Origin of the sequence: Rathayibacter sp. PhB127 (assembly GCF_003751665.1) — a bacterium.
Classification (GTDB): Bacteria; Actinomycetota; Actinomycetes; order Actinomycetales; family Microbacteriaceae; genus Rathayibacter; species Rathayibacter festucae.
Map to the genome: position 1 here is coordinate 1,651,643 of NZ_RKHW01000001.1, position 18,273 is coordinate 1,669,915.

Genomic DNA, 18,273 nt, shown 5'->3' on the forward strand with positions numbered 1-18,273 from the left:
CACAAGTGGCATCTCGCGGAGGGGGAGAGGGGACGGGCGTCAGGGGCGGAGGAGGGTCCAGGCGTAGGGGGCGAGGTGGAGCGTGTCGACGGGGTGGCCGGTGACGAGGTCGGTGCCGGAGACGGCGACGTCGACGGGGTCCTGGCCGTGGTTGATCACCGTGAGAACGTCGCCGCGGCGGGCCGCCTCGACCCAGGGGCTCCCGGTCTGCAGCACGGGGGCGATGCCGGACTGCTCGGCGAGCCAGGCGGTCAGCGCGAGCATGCCCGCGTCGTCCGGGATCGTCGCGAGGTAGTGCGCCGTGCCCGTGCCGGTGCGCCGCGCGGTCAGTGCCGGGGTGCCCGCCGCGGGTCCGGAGGAGTAGCGGCCGAGGACCTCGACCGGCCGCTCGCCGGACGGGTCGACGAGCACGCCGAGCTCCTCCGCCAGCAGCTCGCCGCGCAGGACGCCGAAGGGAGCACCGGCGACCTCCGCGCCGGCCGCCCCGAGCCCGGCGAACTCGAGGACCGACACACCGAGCACCTCGCGGAGCCCGACCTGGAAGCCGCCCTCGCGGAAGGCGTCGTCCTCGTCGACCACGTCGCTGAACGCGGTGACCAGCAGCCGGCCGCCCCGCTCGACGAACGCCGTGAGGTTCTCCGCGGCCGCGTCGGTGAGCAGGTAGGAGTGGGCGAGCAGCACGAGGTCGTACGCGGCCAGGTCCGCCGTGGGCAGCACCAGGTCGACCGCGAGGTTCTGCCGGTGCAGCGCGGAGTACCAGCGCTGCACGAGCTCCAGGAGGTCGAGCACGACCGGGTGGTCCGGGTTGCCGATCGCCCACCAGTTCTCCCAGTCGAGGACGAGCGCGATGCGGGCACCGGAGCCGGTCGGGCCGGCGGCCGATCCGCCGACCGATCCGCCGGTCGGAACGCTCGACGACTCCGCCGTCAGCTCCGGCAGCGCGCCGAGCACCCGGCCGAGCTCGACGACCTCGCGCCAGGTGCGCGTCTCGACGCCCGCCTGCGGCAGCATCGCGGAGTGGAACTTCTCGCTGCCCCGGCGCGACTGCCGCCACTGGAAGAAGAGCACGCCGTCCGCGCCGCGCCCGACCGCCTGCATCGACAGCGCGGCCATCTGCCCGGGCGCCTTCACGGCGTTGGAGGGCCGCCAGCTGACGGCGCCGGTCGCCTGCTCCATCAGCAGCCACGGCACGCCCGGCTTGAGCGAGCGCATCAGGTCGCGGGTGAAGGCGGCGGTGCGGAACGACTCCGGGTCGGCCGGATCGACGTAGTTGTCGTCGCTGACGACGTCGACCTCGGCCGCCCACTTCCAGTAGTCGAGCGGCGGGAAGGCGCCCATGAAGTTGGTCGTGATCGGCTGCGTCGCGCCCGAGGCGCGGAGGATGTCGCGCTCCATCCTGTAGAGCTCGAGGAGTGCGTCCGAGGTGAAGCGGCGGAAGTCGAGGAGCCCGGCCGGGTTGTGGCTGTAGGGCGCCTTCCGCGGCGGGACGATCTCGGCGAAGGACGCGTAGCGCTGGGACCAGAAGAAGGTGCCCCAGCGCCGGTTGAGCTCGTCGATCGAGCCGTACTTGCGCTCCAGCCAGACCCGGAAGGCGGAGGCCGCGTCGTCGGAGTAGTCGTGGTGCAGGTGGCAGGCGTACTCGTTGTTGACGTGCCAGAGCACGACCGCGGGGTGGTCGTGGTACCGCTCGGCGATCGCTGTCACCAGCCGGGCCGCGAGCCGGCGGTAGTCGGGGGAGGTGGGGCGGTAGGCCTGGCGGCTGCCCGGCCAGTAGGTCGCGCCGTTCTCGTCCTGCGGCAGGATTCCCGGGTAGCTGGTCGTGGCCCACGGCGGCGGCGAGGCCGTCGCGGTCGCCAGATCGACGGCGATGCCGTGCTCGTGCAGCAGGTCGAGGATCCGGTCGAGCCAGCCGAAGTTGAAGGTGTCCTCGTCGGGCTGGATCCGCGCCCAGGCGAAGATGCCCAGGCTGACGGTCGTGACGCCGGCCTCGCGCATCCGCTGCGCGTCCTCCGGCCAGACGCTCTCGTCCCATTGCTCCGGGTTGTAGTCGCCGCCGTAGTGGATCATCCGAGCCGTGGGCCTTCCGTGGTCGTGGTCGTCGAGTCGTGGTCGTCGAGTCGTGGTCGTCGAATCGTGGTGGTGATCGTCACGGAGACGATCGTCGTGGGGTCGTGCTCAGCGGGCCGCGGGCGCCGTCCGCGACAGCCGCACCGCGAGCGCGGCGAACACCGTGCAGCCGAGCGCCGGCACCACCAAGGGTGCCAGCTGCCAGGTGACCACGGTGGCGAGCACCAGCGCCACCAGCAGCGCCCCGGAGCCGCGCAGGTCGCGGACCGCCAGCGTCGCGGCCTCGCCCAGGAGCGGGACCCAGCGCGAGTCGGGCATCCAGAGCGCCGACGCCGTCAGCACGACGACGAGCGCCGCCGCGAGGAGTGCCGCGCAGACCACCGCGACCGCGGTCGCTCCGGGCAGCGCGCCCGACGAGGCGACCAGCAGATCGAGGCCGAGCACCGCGGACAGCGCCAGCAGCGCGAGACCGACGGGCAGCGAGCGCAGGACCCCGGCGCGCGCCTCCGCCAGCGCCGTGCGCAGCGAGGACGGCTCGTCGAGGACGAAGCGGCGCAGGTGCCGCGCCCCGACCGCGAGGGCGAGCGGCAGCGTCACGAGCGGCAGGGCGAGGATCGTGACGAGGAGCCCCGTGAAGAGGACCTCGGCGAACAGCGCGAAGCGGTTCGCCGCCCCCGGCCAGCGCAGCGCCGTGCCGTCGGCGGCGGCCGCACGGGCCTCGCGCTGCGCCCGTGACGCGCGGCTCATCCCTTGAGGCCCTGGGTGGCGACGCCGTCGACCAGGAAGCGCTGGAAGACGATGAAGAAGATCAGCACCGGCAGCAGCGCGAGCACCGAGACCGCGATCGTCGCGCCGTAGTCCGACGCCGAGGTCTGGTCGTTGTAGACGCGGAGCGCGAGCGGCAGCGGCTGCTGATCGGGCGTGTTCAGGTAGAGCAGCGGGCCGAGGAAGTCGTTCCAGCTCCAGATGAAGGCGAAGATCGACGAGGTGATCAGCGCGGGGCGGATCAGCGGGATCGTGATCGAGCCGAAGATGCGCAGGTGACCGGCACCGTCGATCCGCGCCGCCTCGTCGAGCTCGCGGGGCAGGTTTCGGATGAACTGCACCATCAGGAAGACGAAGAACGCCTCGGTCGCGAGGAACTTGCCGATCAGCAGCGGCCAGTAGGTGTCCATCATCCCGAGGGTGCGGAAGATCGTGTACTGCGGGATGAGCAGGACGTGCATCGGCAGCAGGAGCGTGCCGATCATCAGCGCGAAGTAGAGCGGGCGGCCGCGGAAGTCGAGCCGGGCGAAGGCGTAGGCCGCCATCGAGGAGGAGATCACCACTCCGATGACCGAGCCGACCGCGAGGATCGTCGAGTTGAGGAAGAACCGCCAGAGCGGGACTCCGCCGACGCCGGCGAGCACCTTGACGAAGTTGTCGAGCGTCGGGTTCTGCGGCAGCAGCGAGGTCTGGCCGCCGAACTCGCTGTTCGGCTTGAACGCCGCGGCGCCCATCCAGACCAGCGGGTAGAGGACGATCGCGGTGAGCACGATCATCGCCGCGATCCAGACCAGCGTCGCGGTCTTCGGGCGCTTGCGGCGCGGGCGCCGGCGGGGTGCGGGCTCGGTCAGCACCTGCGTGTCGGCCGAGGGGAGCGTGGTGTCGAAGGTCGTCATCGTGTGTCTCCCGAGTAGTGCACCCAGCTCTTCTGGGTCTTGAAGAGGACGAAGGCGAGGACGCCGACGAAGAGGAGGAGGACCCAGGCCATCGCCGAGGCGTAGCCCATCTGGTTGTTCGTGAAGGCGCGGGTGTAGAGGTACACCGTGTAGAAGTTCGTGGCGCCGGCCGGGCCGCCGGTGCCGTTGCCGATGATGTACGCCGAGGCGAAGACCTGGAAGGCGTTGATCATCTCGAGCAGCAGGTTGAAGAAGATCACCGGCGAGAGCATCGGCAGCGTGACGCTGCGGAACTTCCGCCACGGGCCCGCTCCGTCGACCATCGCGGCCTCGTAGAGCTCGGCCGGGACCTGCTTGAGGCCGGCCAGGAAGATCACCATCGGGGCGCCGAACTGCCAGACGGCCAGGATGATCATCATCGGCAGGATCAGGGCGGGCACGCCGACCCAGCCGCCGATCTGGATGCCGAAGATCTGCAGTCCCGAGTCGACGGGTCCGTCGGTCGAGAACATCGCGCGCCAGACGATCGCGATGCTGACGCTCGCGCCGATCAGCGACGGCGCGTAGAAGGCGGAGCGGAAGAAGCCGGTGCCCTTCGCGCTGTAGTTGAGGAGCATCGCCACGACGAGAGCGGCGGCCAGCTTCACCGGCGTGCCGATGAAGACGTAGGCGAGGGTGAGCTGCACCGACTGGAGGAACTTCGGGTCGCCGAACAGGCGCTCGAAGTTCCCGGTGCCGATCCACTCCGGCGCCCGGAAGAGGTTGTAGTCGGTGAAGGAGAAGTAGAGGGACATCAGCATCGGGCCGAGCGTGAGCCCGACGAAGCCGATCAGCCACGGCGAGAGGAACACGTAGCCGGCCAGGGTGTCCCGCTTGGGGCGTCGCCGCGCCTGAGGGCCGACCGGACGAGGAGTGCTCGTCCGGTCGGCGATCGGCGCGACGCGACCGTCCGCGGCGGTGCCGCTGGGGGTCGACGTCGTCGTCATGTGATGCCTTTCCTGGCCTGGATGAAGGGGATCAGTGGGGATCAGTGGGGAGCGGTGCGGGGCGGCCGGGTCAGTTCTGGAGCGTGACGTCGGTCTCGTCGAAGAACTGCTGGACCGCCTCGTCGACGCTCACCGCGCCGAGGCCGAGGCTGGTGCCGAGGTCGAGGAAGTTCGCCTCGATGGCGCCGTAGCCGGCGACCGGGGCGGCCGGGGCCTCGCCGAGGCGGTCCTCGACGGAGTCGAGGTAGTCGGCGACCTGCTTGTCCGGGCCCTCGAGGTTCGCGCCGGCGAGCTGCTCGGAGGAGGCGGGGATGCCGAGGGTGGCGCCGAAGATCTCGCCGACCTCGGGGCTGTTGATCAGGAAGTCGAGGAAGGTCGCGGCGGCCTCGGGGTGCTCGGTCGCCGAGGAGATCGCCTGCATCAGGCCGACCTTCTGGTAGAGGTCCTTGCTGCCCTCGTCCGCGGTCGGGGGAGCGGTCATCACGATCTCGGAGGCGCCGCTGTCGCCGATGTAGCCGCCGAGGAAGTTGCTCCAGCTCATCTCGCTGGTCGCGATGCCGGCGCCGAAGCCGGACTTGGGCAGCAGCTCCTGGAGGCGCGCGGCCGGCACGCCGGTGCTGGTGCGCATCTCGTCGCCCTGCTCCCAGAACGCGGCGAGGTCGTCCTCGGTGAAGCCGAGCTCGCCGTCCTCGGTGAACAGCTCCTTGCCCTCGGCGCGCAGCTGCAGCTCGAAGTTCTGGATGCGGCCGGTGTAGTCGGTGCCGCCGTAGACGGCGCCGCCGGTCTTCGCGGTGACGTCGGCGACGTAGGCCGCGTAGTCCTCCCAGCTGCCGCCGCCGGCGTAGGGCTCGACGCCGTTCGCGGCGAGGAGGTCCTGATTCTGGAAGACGGCCCAGGCGCTGTAGCCGGTGGGGATCGCGTAGGTCGCGCCGTCGAGCTCGCCGGTGGCGAGCAGCTCCGGGGAGATGGTGGTCTCGTCGACCACGCCGCCGAAGTACTCGGACAGGTCGCCGAGCAGGCCGTTGTCGCCGTACTGGCGGAGGTAGGTGTAGTCGAACTGCATCACGTCGGGGAGTCCGCCGCCGGCCGCCTCGGTCTGGCGCTTCTCCCAGTAGCCGGGGTAGTCCGTGAAGGTCGAGTTGATGGTGATGTTCGGGTGCTCGTCCTCGAACAGGGCGATCGCCTTGTCGTAGCGGGCGGCGCGGTCGTCGTTGCCCCAGAACGTGTAGTCGAGGGTGATCTCCTCGTCCGGGTCGAGGGTGGCGGAGGCCCCGGAGCCTCCACCGGAGCAGCCGGTCAGAGCGAGGGCGGCCACGGCCACGGCGGCCACCGCCGAGTAGCGCATGCTGTGTGAGCGGAACATCGTCGTCCTTTCGAGAACATCATCGTTTCGAGCCCCGAACTGCAATGAAACGTTTCGGGAAAGCGTTTGCCCCAAAATACGTGCCGGGGTCTCGCCCGTCAAGCCGGGCTCGCGGCCGGGTCTCGATCCGCCGCCTGCGGCGCCTGCTCGACCGGCAATCACCTGCTGATCGAGCAGTCCGCGCAGCGGGCGTATCGAGGGTCCGGCCCTGCCGGACGCGAGGGTCCGGCAGCCGGCGTGCTGAGGACGCGGGGTCTCGATACGCCGCCTGCGGCGGCTACTCGACCAGCATGGGGTGGCCGCCTGCGGCGGCTACTCGACCAGCATGGGGTGGCGGCCTGCGGCGGGTGCTCGACCGGCTTGGGGTGGCCGCCCGGGGCGGCTAGTCGACCGGCAGGTCGTCGACGGAGCAGAGCAGCGCGCCGTCGACGACGGTGAGCACGGCCGCGCGGACGTGCGAGCGGCGCATCGCGGCGCCCGGCGGCATCGACGCGAGGTCGCTGCCGTCCCAGCCGGGGTGGGTGAAGTACACGATCAGGGCGCGGTCCTCGTCGAGCGGGACGACGTCCGCGTGGCGGGCGACGATCGGCGCACCGTCCAGCCGCTCCGGAGCGGTGAGGATCAGGCCCTCCCGCTCGGACTGCCGCCGCCAGTCGCCGACGCCGTCGGCGGAGTGGTGCACGGCCAGCCCGCGCCACTCGTCCGTGATCAGCCAGTACCGGCCGGCGAGCGGGAACACCTTCGGCCCCTCGTGCGGGCGCCCGCCGACGGCGACGCCCTCGAGCCGCCAGGACGCCGGGTCGCCGGGATCGTCGCTGACGGCGACGATTGTGCTGGAGTCGCGCCGCTCGTCCTTCGCCCAGAGCCGGTGCCGCCCGTCGCCGGTGCGCGCGACGGCGGCGTCGATCACCCGCTCGGAGCCGAGGTCGATGTCGCCGAGGAGCCGCCAGGTCTCGAGGTCGTCGCTCTCGAACTGCGCGATCGTCGCCCGCCCGCTCCAGTCGTCGGGGGTGCCGTCGATCCGGGTGACGAACATCTGCCAGCGATCCCCGATCCGCACGACATCGGGCGCCCAGAGCGTCGGCAGCTCGGCCGACAGCCCGTCGTCGAGGCCGCGGACGGTGCCGCGGTACCGCCAGGTCGCCCCGCCGTCGCCGGACACGGCGACGCCGATCGCGCTGCCGTGCACCCACGCGAGCCCGGGCAGATCGAGGGTCGCGCGCCGCTGGGTGTAGAACAGCCGCCACTCGCCGCGGAGGGTGTCGGCGACCAGCACCGGGTCGGTCGGGCCGTCGAAGACGGGATCGCAGTAGGGCGCGGCGAAGGCGTCCTCGCGCAGGGGCGTCGGCTCGGTCATCGGGATCCTCACGGGGTCTGGCGCACCGGCTCGCCCGCACGCAACGGTCGGCAGAACCCTAGTCAGGAAAACGCTTGCCCACGACCGCGCCGCCCGGGTAGCGTCGAGGGCGTCCCCGTCGGAGCGGTCGCTCCCGAAGGCGCTGCGGACACCCCGATCGGAGTCGACTGTCTCGTGAGAGAAGCCCGTCCCTCGCAGGCACCGCTGCTGCTCGACCGCCGGCATCCCGGCCGCTCCGCCCTCCGCCTGCTCGGCCGCTACCGCCCGCGCGTCACGGTCGCCGTGCTCTTCTTCGCGGTCAAGGACACCCCGCTCTGGCTGCTCCCGGTGGTCACCGGGGCGATCGTCGACGTCGTGGTCGCCGGCGGTCCGGAGTCGACGCTGTGGCTGTGGGCGGGCATCGCCCTGCTCGCGCTGCTGCAGAACTACCCGAACCACGTGATGTACACCCGGCTGTACATGAGCGCCGTGCGCCAGACCGGCACGGACCTCCGCAACGCGCTCGCCGCCCGGCTGCAGAACCTCTCCATCGGCTTCCACTCCCGCGCCAGCTCGTCGATCGTGCAGACCAAGGTCGTCCGCGACGTCGAGAACATCGAGACGATGTACCAGCAGGTCGGCCACCCGCTGCTCTCCGCGACGATGGTGGCGATCGGCGCGGTCGTGATGACCGCGATCGAGGTGCCCGCGTTCCTCCCGGTCTACGCCTGCGCCATCCCGCTCGCGGTTCTGCTGCGCGCCTTCCTGGGCCGCCGCTCCCGCCGGAGCAACGAGCAGTTCCGCCGCGAGGTGGAGCACTTCTCGGCCCGGGTCGGCGAGATGGCGACGCTCATTCCGATCACTCGCGCGCACGGTCTCGAGCAGACCGCGGTCGCGCGGGTCGCGGCGGGCGCCGAGGGCGTCCGCTCGGCCGGCTACAGCCTCGACCTGCTGAACGGCCGCTTCGCCTCGCTCTCCTGGGTGAGCCTGCAGCTGCTCGGCATCGGCTGCCTGGTGCTCGCCGCGTGGGTCTCGATCAGCGGCTGGCTGCCGATCACCCCCGGGCAGGTCGTGCTGCTGAGCTCCTACTTCGCGCTGCTCACCGGCGCGATGACCAACCTGCTGATGCTGCTGCCCGTCATCGCCCGCGGCACCGAGTCGATCCGCTCGATCGGCGAGCTGCTGGAGGACCCCGACCTGGAGCAGAACGAGGGCAAGGCGTGCGCGGCCGAGGTGCGCGGGCGCATCCGGCTCGAGGACGTGACCTACCGGTACGGCGCGGACAGCACTGAGGCCGAGAGCGGGGCCGGCGCCGCGAGCACCGTCGGCGTCCGGAGCATCGATCTGGACATCGAGCCCGGCCGGACCGTCGCCTTCGTCGGCTCCTCCGGCTCCGGCAAGTCGACGATGCTCAACCTGGTGCTCGGCTTCCTCCGCCCCACCGGCGGCCGCATCCTGCTGGACGGCGTCGACGCCGAGACCCTCGACCTGCGCACCTGGCGCCGCTCCGTCTCCGTCGTGCCGCAGGACTCGGTGCTCTTCGAGGGCTCGATCCGCGACAACGTGGCCTACGGGCTGACCGGCGTCCGGGAGGAGCGGATCCTCGCCGCCCTCCGCGACGCGAACGCGCTCGAGTTCGTCCGCGAGCTGCCGGACGGCCTCGACGCGGTCGTCGGCGAGCGCGGCGCCCGTCTCTCCGGCGGGCAGCGCCAGCGCATCGCCATCGCCCGCGCCCTGGTCCGCGACCCGCGGGTGCTCCTGCTCGACGAGGCGACCAGCGCGCTCGATCCGGAGTCGGAGGCGGCCGTCAAGGAGGCGCTGCTGCGGCTGATGTGCGGCCGCACCACCCTGGTCGTCGCGCACCGGCTGTCGACGATCCGCTCGGCCGACACGATCGTCGTGCTCGAGCGCGGGCGGATCGTCGAGACCGGCAGCCACGAGGAGCTGCTCGCGGCGGGCGGGCGCTACGCGACGCTGCACGCGGTGCAGGCGGGGCGCTGAGCCTGCACGCCCGAGCCGCGGCTCAGCCCTGCGGCCGCCCGACGCCGATCGACCAGGCGAGCGGCGGCGGCGTGCCGTTCAGCGCCCACTCGCCGACGATCCGCTGCTTGTAGATCATCGGGTTGTGCGCGCCGACCGTGCGGGCGTTGCGCCAGTGCCGGTCGAGCGCGGCGCCCGTCGCGACCCCGGACGAGCCGAGTGCGTCGAAGAGCAGGGTCGCCGCGCGCGGCACCGACTCGGTGAGCAGCACCTGCGCCCGGTACACCTCGGCGCCGGCCGCGGGCACCAGCGACGGGTCCGCCGCCGCCTCGCCGACTGCCTCCGCCGCGACGAGCACCGCGGCGCGGGCGCCGAAGGCGATCGCCGAGATCGCGCCGACGACCTCCTGGATCTGCGCGTCGTCCCTCCCGTGATCCGCCAGGCCGTGGCTGTAGACCCGCGAGCGGGTGCGAACGGCCGCCACGGCGTCCCGCTCGACGGCGGCGGCGATGCCGGCCAGCACCGCGAGCAGCTCGAGCTGGAAGAACGGCGTCTGGTGCGGCGCCCGCAGGACCGACGCGAAGACGTGCTCCGGCTCGACGAGCGCATCGGTGAAGACGGTGGTGCCGCTGCCCGAGAGCCGCTGGCCGAAGCCCGACCAGTCGTCGGTCGCGACCACGCCCGGCTGGTCGACGCGCACCACCACGGCGGTGTCCGTGCCGTCCTCGCGGCGCACGACGACGTCGGTCCAGTCGGCGAAGATCGTGCCGGTGGAGTAGTACTTGGTGCCGTTCACGACCAGCTCGTCGCCGCGGCGGGTGAGCGTGGTCTGCGTGACGCCGACCGCGGCCGTGCCGATCTCGCTCCAGGCGTTGCCGACCAGCTCGCCCGCCGCGAGCCGGCGCAGCCAGCCGTCGCGCTCCGGCGACGGCGGGAAGGACAGCTGGTCCTCGACGAAGGCGAAGTGGCCGCGCAGCGCCTGCGCGACGTTGGAGTCCGCCGTCGCCAGCTCGATCAGCAGCGACGCCGTCTCGCGCAGCGTGAGCCCGCGGCCGCCGTGCTCGACCGGGACCCGCAGACCGCCGAAGCGGGCCGCGCGCAGTCGCGCGATCGGCTCGAAGGGCAGCTCGCGGTCGAGCTCGCGCGGGACGGCACCCGCCGCGATCTCGTCGAAGACCGGGCGGAACGCGGCTCGCGCCTCCGCCAGGCGCTCGGATCCCGTGCCGCTCATGTGTAGAGGGAGAGCGGCTGGACGTCGCCGGTCAGGTAGTTCGCGCCGACCTCGAGCTTCTTGTAGTCGACGGGGTCGTGCAGCGAGTGGGTGCGGACGTTCCGCCAGTAGAGGTCGAGCCCGATCGAGCTCTTCGCGGAGGAGGAGCCGGTCGCCTCGTAGATCCGGGTCGTCACGTCCAGCGCGAGCGCGTCCGTCACGATCTTCACCTTCGCGATCTCGATCGCCTGGGCGGCGCGCGACTCGGCCGTCACCGCCGCGCCGCGGGCGACCTCGGCGTCGTGCAGCGCGCCGACGCGGTCGGCCAGCGCCTCCGCGGCGGCCGTGTGCGCGACCAGCTCGCCGTAGAGCCGACGCACGAACGGATCCTGCGCGTACGTCTCCACGCCGGAGAGGAACCAGGAGTTCTTCCGGCCGAGGGTCAGCCCCCGCCCCTTCGCCAGCGCACCCTGCGCGATGCCGAGGTAGAGGTTGCCGAAGCCGAGCTGGATCGACGGCGTGATCAGCGTCGCGAACGGCTCGTCGACGAGCGCGCCGAGGATCTCGGACGCGTCCACCCGCACGCCGGTGAAGCGGACGGACCCGGAGGCGCTCTGCCGCTGGCCGAGGTAGTCCCAGTCGCCGAGCGGCTCGATGCCCGCGCGGTCGCGGGGCAGCACGAAGGTCAGCGTCTGGCCGGCGCGGTCGCCCGCGGCGATCACCGCGTTCACCAGCACCGCGTCGCCCGAGGAGACCCCGGTCGAGAAGCGCTTGAGCCCGTTCAGCTCGAAGCCGTCACCGCGGGGCGTCAGCTCGAGATCGGGATCGACCGGGTTCACCGAGTCGCCCCAGAGCCACCGGCCCTCGATCGTCGCGCGGTAGAACCGCTCGCGCTCGGACTCCGGCGCCGAGAAGGCGATGTTGGCCGAGTTGACGTAGTGGTACAGCAGGATCTGCGCGAGCGAGGCGTCCGCGGCGGCGAGGATCCGGATCACCCGGAACGCCGTGCTCCAGACCGCGCCGCCGCCGCCGAACTCGGCCGGGTCGAGCAGGTTCACGAGGCCGGACGAGCGCAGCGGCTCGAGCTCGGTGGTCGGGTCGAGGTTGCCGCGGTCGCGCTCGAGGACGTCGGCCGCGAGGATCTCGGCGACGCCGGACGCGACGGCGTCCCAGTGCTGGTGCTCGGCGGCGGTCGCGACGCGGTCCCAGTGCGAGCGCGGACGCTCGGCTCGGGACTCGGGGCTGATCGGGGCAGTGGCGGTCTGGGTCATCGGACGGGCTCCGGGTCGAGGGCGGGCAGGACGGAGAGGACGCTGTCGGGCAGTCCGTCGGCGGCGCTGGGCGAGCCGGTGTACGCGCCGCGGTAGGCGGCCGCCGGGTGCGAGTCCTTCACGCGGGCACTGCCGGGGCCCTGGAGGTACTCGCGCAGGGTCGCGCCCTCGTACTCCTCCCAGACCCGGCCGCGCCGGCGCAGCTCGGGCACGGCGAGGTCGACGAAGTCCTCGAAGGTGCCGGGGGTGACCACGTAGGCGAGGTTGAAACCGTCGATCCCGGCGACGTCGACCCAGCGCTCCAGCTCGTCCGCGACGGTACTCGGCGAGCCGACGATCACCGGGCCGATGCCGCCGATGCCGAGGTACTCCGCGACGTCGTCCGGGGTCCAGGCGCGATCCGGGTCGGCCTTCGTGAAGATCGAGAGGGCGCTGCGCACCGCGTCGGTGTCGACGTAGTCCAGCGGCACGTCCGCCGGGAACTGCGAGAGGTCGAGTCCCGACCAGCCGCCGTAGAACGCGAGCGCGCCCTCCCGGGACGAGTAGGTCTTGAAGTCGGCGTACTTGGCCTGCGCCTCGGCGTCCGTCTCGTCGACGATCACGGTCGCGAGGATGAGGATCCTGGGGTCGGTGCGCGCGCGGCCGTGCTTCTCCGCGGCGTCCCGGATGGCGTCGGTGGTCCGCCGGGTCAGCTCCGGCCGGATCGCGTTGATGAAGACGGCCTCGCCGTGCTTCGCCGAGAAGTCGATGCCGCGCGGCGACGCTCCCGCCTGGAAGATCACCGGCGTCCGCTGCGGCGACGGCTCGGAGAGGTGGATGCCCGGCACGCGGTAGTGGGTGCCGGAGTGGCCGATCGGGTGCACCTTGCGCGGGTCGGTGAAGACGCCGCGCTCGCGGTCGCGCAGCACTGCGCCCTCCTCCCAGGAGCCCTCCCAGAGCTTGTAGCTCACGTCGAGGAACTCCTCGGCGATGTCGTAGCGCTCGTCGTGCGGGATCTGCCGCTCGAGGCCGAGGTTCTGCGCGGCACTGTCGAGGTAGGAGGTGACGACGTTCCAGCCGATCCGCCCCTTGGTCAGGTGGTCGAGCGTGGAGAGCCGGCGCGCGAGGGCGTACGGCTGCTCGTAGGTCGGCGAGATGGTGACGCCGAAGCCGAGGTGCTTCGTGGCGGCGGCCATCGCGGGGATCTGCAGCAGCGGGTCGTTGACCGGGACCTGCGCCGAGTCGATCAGCGCCGGCCCGACCGAGCCGCGGTAGACGTCGTACACGCCGAGCACGTCGGCGAGGAAGAGCGCGTCGAAGGTGCCGCGCTCGAGCGTCCTCGCGAGGTCGATCCAGTACTCGAGATCGTTGTAGCGGTCGGCCTGCGAGTCGGGGTGCCGCCAGAGGCCGGGCGCCTGGTGTCCGACACAGGTCATGTCGAAGGCGTTGAGGACGATGCGGGACGCCATGGGACTCCGTTCGGTTCGGGGCTGGTGCGCTTCGGACCCTAGGAGGGACGGCCGACACCGCGTCGCCGTCGGCGCAATCCGGCGTAACGAACGGGTGCCGTGTTGCGCCGTGTGACGCCGCGTTGCGGTGCGTGACCCGCGGGCGTGACGCGCCGCCGCGCCGCCGCCACGATGGCCAGCAGCGCCGCCCGGTCCACCTCGGATCCGGCAGCATCCCTCTCCCGCACCGACGTCCCACACCGAAGCAGGCCCTCCCATGCGATTCCGCTCCCTCACCTCCGCGGTGGCGCTCCTCGCCGCCGCGACGCTGGTCCTCACCGGCTGCTCGCTCAAGGAGGAGTCCTCCGGCGCGAACGCCGCGAACGCCGCCGCCGGGGCGACCACCGCCGCGGCCTCGACCGCCGACGTCCCGAGCCTCGAGGGCAAGACGGTCGGCGTCGCGGCGAAGGACATCGTCCACGACTTCTCGCGCATCGTGTACCAGTCGGTGCAGGACCGCGTGGAGGCGCTCGGCGGCACCGTCGTCGCCACCCAGGCCGAGGCGAAGGACGACAAGCACGTCTCGGACATCGAGAACCTCGTCGCGCAGAAGCCCGACGCGATCATCGTGATCCTCGGCGACGCGACGACCCTCGCGCCGGCGCTGAAGGAGGTGCACGACGCGGGCATCCCGCTGTTCACCATCGACAACGTGTCCGAGTACTCCGAGAACAACGTCACCAGCGACAACTGGCAGATCGGCTCGACCCTCGCCCGCACCATCGCCGAGGACATCGGCGGCTCCGGGCAGATCCTGGTCTTCAACGGCTTCCCGGGTGTCGCGCCCTGCCGCATCCGCTACAACGAGCTGAAGCTCGTCCTCGAGGACTACCCGGGCATCTCGATCCTCCAGCCCGAGCTCCAGGACAAGTACGAGGGCACGATCGAGGACGCGAAGCAGCAGATCGGCGACGCGCTCTCGCGCTACCCGAAGGGTGAGATCTCGGCGATCTGGTCCTGCTGGGACACCCCGCAGATCGGCGCCGCGCAGGCCGTCGACGCGGCGGGCCGCGACGAGATCAAGATCTACGGCGTCGACGCCGACCAGGGCGCGCTCGACCTGATCGCCGACCCCGACTCCTCCTACACCGCGACCGTCGCGCAGCAGAACCTCGCCATCGGCGCCGGCTCGGCCGACAACGTGGCCCGCTTCCTCGGCGGCGAGGCGGACTCGGTCACGCCGACCACCTACTTCGCCCCGGTGCTCATCGACAAGGCGAACATCGCCGAGAAGACCGCGGAGCTCGGTCTCGGTGGCTAGTCCGTCTGCGGACCCGGCCACCCGGCCCTCGGCCTCTCCGGCGCCCGCCCTCGAGATGGCGGGGATCTCCAAGTCCTTCGCCGGCGTCCCGGTGCTGCGCGACGTCGCTCTCACGGTCGGCCGCGGCGAGGTCGTCGCCCTGGTGGGCGAGAACGGCGCGGGCAAGTCCACGCTGATCAAGATCCTCACCGGCCTGTACTCGGCCGACGCGGGCTCGATCGCGATCGACGGAGCGCCGGTGGCGATCACCGCCCCGCGCGACGCCGAGCGGGCGGGCATCCGGGTCGTGCACCAGGACCGGCACCTCGCCGGCCGCCTGACCGTGGCCGAGCAGCTCTACCTCGGCCACGAGCGGCTGCGCCGCCGGGGCACCTCGGCCGAGGCCGTGCTCGCCGAGCTCGTCGGCCTCGTCGTCCGCGGCGGCACCCTGGTCGATGAGCTCACCGTCGCCGAGCAGCAGCAGCTGCAGATCGCCCGGGCGCTGCTGGTCGAGCCGCGGATCCTGGTGCTCGACGAGCCGACCGCGCCGCTGGCCGCCGAGGAGGTGGCGGCGCTCTTCGCCTCGATCCGCCGGCTGCAGGCGCGCGGCGTCGCCGTGATCTACATCTCGCACTACCTCCAGGAGGTGCAGCGCGTCGCGAGCCGCGTGGTGGTGCTGCGGAACGGCGCGAACGTCGGCGGGCTCGACCTGGTCGACGGCGACGCCGAGCAGGGCGCCCGGATCGTCGAGCTGATGCTCGGCCGCGACGTGGAGGAGTTCGCGCTCCGCTCCGACCGGGTGGTCGCCGCCGACGCCGCGCCGCTGCTCGAGCTCGAGGCGCTCACCGTGCCCGGCGCGCTCGACGCCCTCGACCTGACGGTCCGGCCGGGCGAGGTCGTCGGCGTCACCGGCCTCGTCGGCTCCGGGGTCGACGTGCTCGCGGACGCCGTGGTCGGCCTCGTCCGGCGCAGCGGCCGCGTGCGCGTGGCCGGCACCGCCACCTCCTCCGCCCGGGCCTTCGTCGCCGCGGGCGGCGGCTACGTGCCGAGCGATCGGCGCCGCGACGGCGTCCTGCTCGCGCACACCGTCCGGGAGAACCTCTCGATCGCCTCGCTCGGGCGGATCAGCCTCGGTGGCCTGCTGCCCAGCCGCCGCCGCGACCGGGCGCTCGCGCTCGAGCAGATCGCCGCGCTCGACGTGCGGCCCGCCGATCCGGAGGCCGTGGTCGGCACGCTCTCCGGCGGCAACCAGCAGAAGGTCGCCGTGGGGAAGTGGCTGGCCGCCGGCTCGCGGGTGCTCGTCCTCGATCAGCCCACCGCGGGCGTCGACATCGGCAGCCGTGCGGCGGTCTACGCGCTGGTCGACCGGCTCGTCGACGAGGGCGCCGGCATCCTCCTCGTCTCGCTCGATCTCGAGGAGCTCGTCGGCCTCGCCGACCGCGTCCTCGTGCTGCACCGCGGCGCCGTGCGCGCCGAGCTGCCCCGGAGCGAGCTCAGCGTCGACCGGGTGCTCGCGATCGCCTCCGGCGCCGTCGCCCCCGAAGCACTGGAGAGTGCCCGATGACCCTCACCACCGCGCCCCCCGAGAAGGCGTCCCGGGCGGAGACGCCCGCCGCCCCGCGCGCCCGCCGCCGCGGCATCGGCGCACTCGCCCTGATCGGCTACCTCGTCGTCCTCCTCGAGATCGCGGTGTTCAGCGCCGCCTCGCCCGTCTTCGCCACCGGCGGCAACGTCTCGACGATCCTGATCCAGGCCGTGGTCCCCGCGATCGCCGGCTTCGGCCTCGCGATCGTGGTGATCACCGGGGGCGACGACGTCGTCCGCGGCGGGATCGACCTCGCCTCCGGACCGATCGTCGGCCTCTCCGGCGTCGTCGCGGCCGTCGCCCTGACCGCGGGGTTCGGGGCGCTGCCCGCCGTGCTGCTCGCCCTGCTCGTCTCGGTCGGCTTCGGCGCGATCAGCGGCACCGCTGTCGTGCTCGGCCTCCGCCCGCTGCTCGCCACGCTCGCCGTCTCCGGGATCGTCGGCTCCGTCGTCTTCCTGGCCACCGACAACGTGAAGGTGCCGGTCGCGGATCCGCTCTTCGACTGGCTGCGCGGCGGCAGCGTCCTCGGCGTCCCGGCGCCGGTCGCGGTGCTCGCCGTCGTCACGGTGGCGACCGCCCTCGCCGTCGGCCGGACCTCCTGGGGCACCCGCAGCTACGCCGTCGGCCAGAACCCGACCGCGGCGAGCGTCGCGGGTGTCTCGGTCTGGCGCCACGTGCTCACCAGCTACCTGCTCTCCGGGCTCCTCGCCGGCATCGCCGGGCTGCTGCTCGCCGCGCGCCTCGCCGCCGCCGTGCCCGGGATCGGCAACCAGATCCTGCTCGACATCATCGTCACCGCCTACCTCTCGGTCGTGTTCTCGCGCCGCTTCGTCGTCACCATCGGCGGCACGCTGCTCGCCGCCGTCTTCGTGGCGGCGCTCGGCAACGGCTTCACCCTGATCGGCGTCGACAGCCAGTGGGTCGGCGCGATCAAGGGGCTGCTCATCCTGCTCGTCCTCGGCCTCGCGGCCCTCCGCGAGAGAGGGGTCCGCTCGTGACCGCCGTCGCCCTGCCCGTGTCCGAGTCCCGCCGGGCCCTCGCCGTCCGCCTGCTCGCCCCCGCCGCGGTCGTGCTCCTGCTCGCCGTCTTCGGCGCGAGCGTGCCCGGCTACTTCGCGCCGACCAACCTGCTCAACGTCGCGAGCGCCGGGGCGCTGCTGCTGATCGCGGCCTGCGCGATGACGCTCGTCGTCCGGGCCGGCGGCATCGACCTCTCGATCGGCATCGCGATCGACCTCGCGGCCCTCGGCGCCACCGCGCTGATCGCCGACGGCTACGTGACCTGGTTCGCGGTGCTGATCGGCCTGGGCTTCGGGACGCTGGCGGGCGTGGTCAACGCGGTGCTGGTGATCGTGCTGAGGATCCGCGCCTTCCTCGCGACCCTCTCGGTCTGGTTCATCGGCACCAGCGCGCAGCAGCTGCTCACCGGTGGCGGCGCGCCGATCTACCTGCGCCGCCAGGCGACGCCCGACGCCTTCGCCGCCTGGGGCAACGCCACCGTGCTCGGCGTCGGCGTCCCGGTGCTGCTGGCGATCGCGGTCGCCGTCGCGGTCTGGCTGCTGCTGGACCGCACCCGCTGGGGCCGCGTGCTCACCGCGGCGGGGGAGCAGCCCGGTGCCACCCGCATCGCCGGCCGCCGGGTCGGGATCTCACTCGCCTCCGCGTTCGTCGTCGCGGCGCTGATCGGAGCGCTGGCCGGCATCGCGCTCGCCTCGCGCAGCTACGGCTACTCGCCGGCGAGCGGCCAGCTCTACGTGCTCGACGCGATCGGCGCGGTCTTCATCGGCGCGACGCTCTCCGCGCACGGCCGGCCGAACGTGCTCGGCACCGTGCTCGGCGTCCTGATCTTCGGCCTGATCAACAACGGGCTGGTGCTGCTCGGCGTCTCCTTCTACTGGCAGGGCCTCGTCCGCGGCTCGGTGCTGCTGCTCCTCCTGCTCGCGACCGCGCTGCTCCGTCGGGAGTCGATCGCGCCGCCGCTGCGAACGCTGCTGACGTCGCGGCGGTGACGGGCGGGCATCGCGCGCCACCGACCTCCGCCGGACGTCCCCACCTCTCCGCGCATGCTGCTTCCGAACTAGGATCAGC

Annotated in this window: 14 protein-coding genes; 5 read left to right on the forward strand and 9 right to left on the reverse strand. The window is 72.6% G+C overall.

Annotated features, from left to right (window positions below; all coding sequences use genetic code 11):
- Positions 1–39: 39 nt before the first annotated feature.
- From EDF22_RS07930 to EDF22_RS07955, 6 genes are all read right to left on the reverse strand, one after another.
- Positions 40–2,067: a beta-galactosidase gene (locus EDF22_RS07930; protein WP_123703769.1), complete on the reverse strand. Its 2,028-nt coding sequence runs from the start codon at positions 2,065–2,067 to the stop codon at positions 40–42.
- A gap of 108 nt (positions 2,068–2,175) precedes the next feature.
- Positions 2,176–2,814, reverse strand: a complete 639-nt coding sequence (locus EDF22_RS07935; protein WP_123703771.1) for a hypothetical protein — start codon at positions 2,812–2,814, stop codon at positions 2,176–2,178.
- Positions 2,811–3,728: a carbohydrate ABC transporter permease gene (locus tag EDF22_RS07940; RefSeq protein ID WP_123703773.1), complete on the reverse strand. Its 918-nt coding sequence runs from the start codon at positions 3,726–3,728 to the stop codon at positions 2,811–2,813. The genes EDF22_RS07935 and EDF22_RS07940 overlap by 4 nt, the downstream gene beginning before the upstream one ends.
- The gene (locus EDF22_RS07945; protein ID WP_123703775.1) at positions 3,725–4,714 is read right to left on the reverse strand and encodes a carbohydrate ABC transporter permease; all 990 of its coding nucleotides are present in this window, start codon (positions 4,712–4,714) and stop codon (positions 3,725–3,727) included. Before EDF22_RS07945 ends, EDF22_RS07940 begins: the two co-directional genes overlap by 4 nt.
- 70 nt (positions 4,715–4,784) lie before the next feature.
- Positions 4,785–6,077 carry an ABC transporter substrate-binding protein gene (locus EDF22_RS07950; RefSeq protein ID WP_243839927.1) on the reverse strand — a complete coding sequence of 431 codons (1,293 nt, stop codon included), beginning with the start codon at positions 6,075–6,077 and terminating at the stop codon, positions 4,785–4,787.
- 382 nt (positions 6,078–6,459) lie between these two features.
- On the reverse strand, positions 6,460–7,434 hold the full coding sequence (locus EDF22_RS07955) for a family 43 glycosylhydrolase (RefSeq protein ID WP_123703779.1): 975 nt from the start codon (positions 7,432–7,434) through the stop codon (positions 6,460–6,462).
- A 174-nt stretch (positions 7,435–7,608) separates the two neighbouring features.
- Between EDF22_RS07955 and EDF22_RS07960 the strand changes: the two genes are divergently transcribed.
- Entirely contained in the window at positions 7,609–9,414 is a 1,806-nt protein-coding gene (locus EDF22_RS07960; protein ID WP_123703781.1) for an ABC transporter ATP-binding protein, read from the forward strand.
- A 22-nt stretch (positions 9,415–9,436) separates the two neighbouring features.
- Here the strand turns inward: EDF22_RS07960 and EDF22_RS07965 are convergent, their stop codons facing one another.
- From EDF22_RS07965 to EDF22_RS07975, 3 genes are read right to left on the reverse strand one after another with little or no spacing between them, the layout of a single operon-like run.
- Positions 9,437–10,624, reverse strand: a complete 1,188-nt coding sequence (locus tag EDF22_RS07965; RefSeq protein ID WP_123703783.1) for an acyl-CoA dehydrogenase family protein — start codon at positions 10,622–10,624, stop codon at positions 9,437–9,439.
- On the reverse strand, positions 10,621–11,874 hold the full coding sequence (locus EDF22_RS07970; RefSeq protein ID WP_123703785.1) for an acyl-CoA dehydrogenase: 1,254 nt from the start codon (positions 11,872–11,874) through the stop codon (positions 10,621–10,623). Before EDF22_RS07970 ends, EDF22_RS07965 begins: the two co-directional genes overlap by 4 nt.
- The gene (locus EDF22_RS07975; protein ID WP_123703787.1) at positions 11,871–13,322 is read right to left on the reverse strand and encodes an LLM class flavin-dependent oxidoreductase; all 1,452 of its coding nucleotides are present in this window, start codon (positions 13,320–13,322) and stop codon (positions 11,871–11,873) included. The genes EDF22_RS07970 and EDF22_RS07975 overlap by 4 nt, the downstream gene beginning before the upstream one ends.
- A gap of 256 nt (positions 13,323–13,578) precedes the next feature.
- Here EDF22_RS07975 and EDF22_RS07980 point away from each other — a divergent pair, with 256 nt between their 5' ends.
- From EDF22_RS07980 to EDF22_RS07995, 4 genes are read left to right on the forward strand one after another with little or no spacing between them, the layout of a single operon-like run.
- Entirely contained in the window at positions 13,579–14,622 is a 1,044-nt protein-coding gene (locus EDF22_RS07980) for a sugar ABC transporter substrate-binding protein (RefSeq protein WP_123703789.1), read from the forward strand.
- Entirely contained in the window at positions 14,615–16,165 is a 1,551-nt protein-coding gene (locus EDF22_RS07985) for a sugar ABC transporter ATP-binding protein (protein WP_148059146.1), read from the forward strand. Before EDF22_RS07980 ends, EDF22_RS07985 begins: the two co-directional genes overlap by 8 nt.
- Complete coding sequence (locus EDF22_RS07990; protein WP_123703793.1) at positions 16,162–17,184, forward strand: ABC transporter permease; 1,023 nt, start codon at positions 16,162–16,164, stop codon at positions 17,182–17,184. The genes EDF22_RS07985 and EDF22_RS07990 overlap by 4 nt, the downstream gene beginning before the upstream one ends.
- Entirely contained in the window at positions 17,181–18,194 is a 1,014-nt protein-coding gene (locus tag EDF22_RS07995; RefSeq protein ID WP_123703795.1) for an ABC transporter permease, read from the forward strand. The genes EDF22_RS07990 and EDF22_RS07995 overlap by 4 nt, the downstream gene beginning before the upstream one ends.
- Positions 18,195–18,273 lie beyond the last annotated feature (79 nt).

What these genes read in the sequence shown, in the direction of transcription:
- EDF22_RS07930 (WP_123703769.1), bottom strand. Translation starts at nt 2,067, where the DNA reads ATGATCCACTACGGCGGCGACTACAACCCGGAGCAATGGGACGAGAGC.
- EDF22_RS07935 (WP_123703771.1), bottom strand. Translation starts at nt 2,814, where the DNA reads ATGAGCCGCGCGTCACGGGCGCAGCGCGAGGCCCGTGCGGCCGCCGCC.
- EDF22_RS07940 (WP_123703773.1), bottom strand. Translation starts at nt 3,728, where the DNA reads ATGACGACCTTCGACACCACGCTCCCCTCGGCCGACACGCAGGTGCTG.
- EDF22_RS07945 (WP_123703775.1), bottom strand. Translation starts at nt 4,714, where the DNA reads ATGACGACGACGTCGACCCCCAGCGGCACCGCCGCGGACGGTCGCGTC.
- EDF22_RS07950 (WP_243839927.1), bottom strand. Translation starts at nt 6,077, where the DNA reads ATGTTCCGCTCACACAGCATGCGCTACTCGGCGGTGGCCGCCGTGGCC.
- EDF22_RS07955 (WP_123703779.1), bottom strand. Translation starts at nt 7,434, where the DNA reads ATGACCGAGCCGACGCCCCTGCGCGAGGACGCCTTCGCCGCGCCCTAC.
- EDF22_RS07965 (WP_123703783.1), bottom strand. Translation starts at nt 10,624, where the DNA reads ATGAGCGGCACGGGATCCGAGCGCCTGGCGGAGGCGCGAGCCGCGTTC.
- EDF22_RS07970 (WP_123703785.1), bottom strand. Translation starts at nt 11,874, where the DNA reads ATGACCCAGACCGCCACTGCCCCGATCAGCCCCGAGTCCCGAGCCGAG.
- EDF22_RS07975 (WP_123703787.1), bottom strand. Translation starts at nt 13,322, where the DNA reads ATGGCGTCCCGCATCGTCCTCAACGCCTTCGACATGACCTGTGTCGGA.
- EDF22_RS07980 (WP_123703789.1), top strand. Translation starts at nt 13,579, where the DNA reads ATGCGATTCCGCTCCCTCACCTCCGCGGTGGCGCTCCTCGCCGCCGCG.
- EDF22_RS07990 (WP_123703793.1), top strand. Translation starts at nt 16,162, where the DNA reads ATGACCCTCACCACCGCGCCCCCCGAGAAGGCGTCCCGGGCGGAGACG.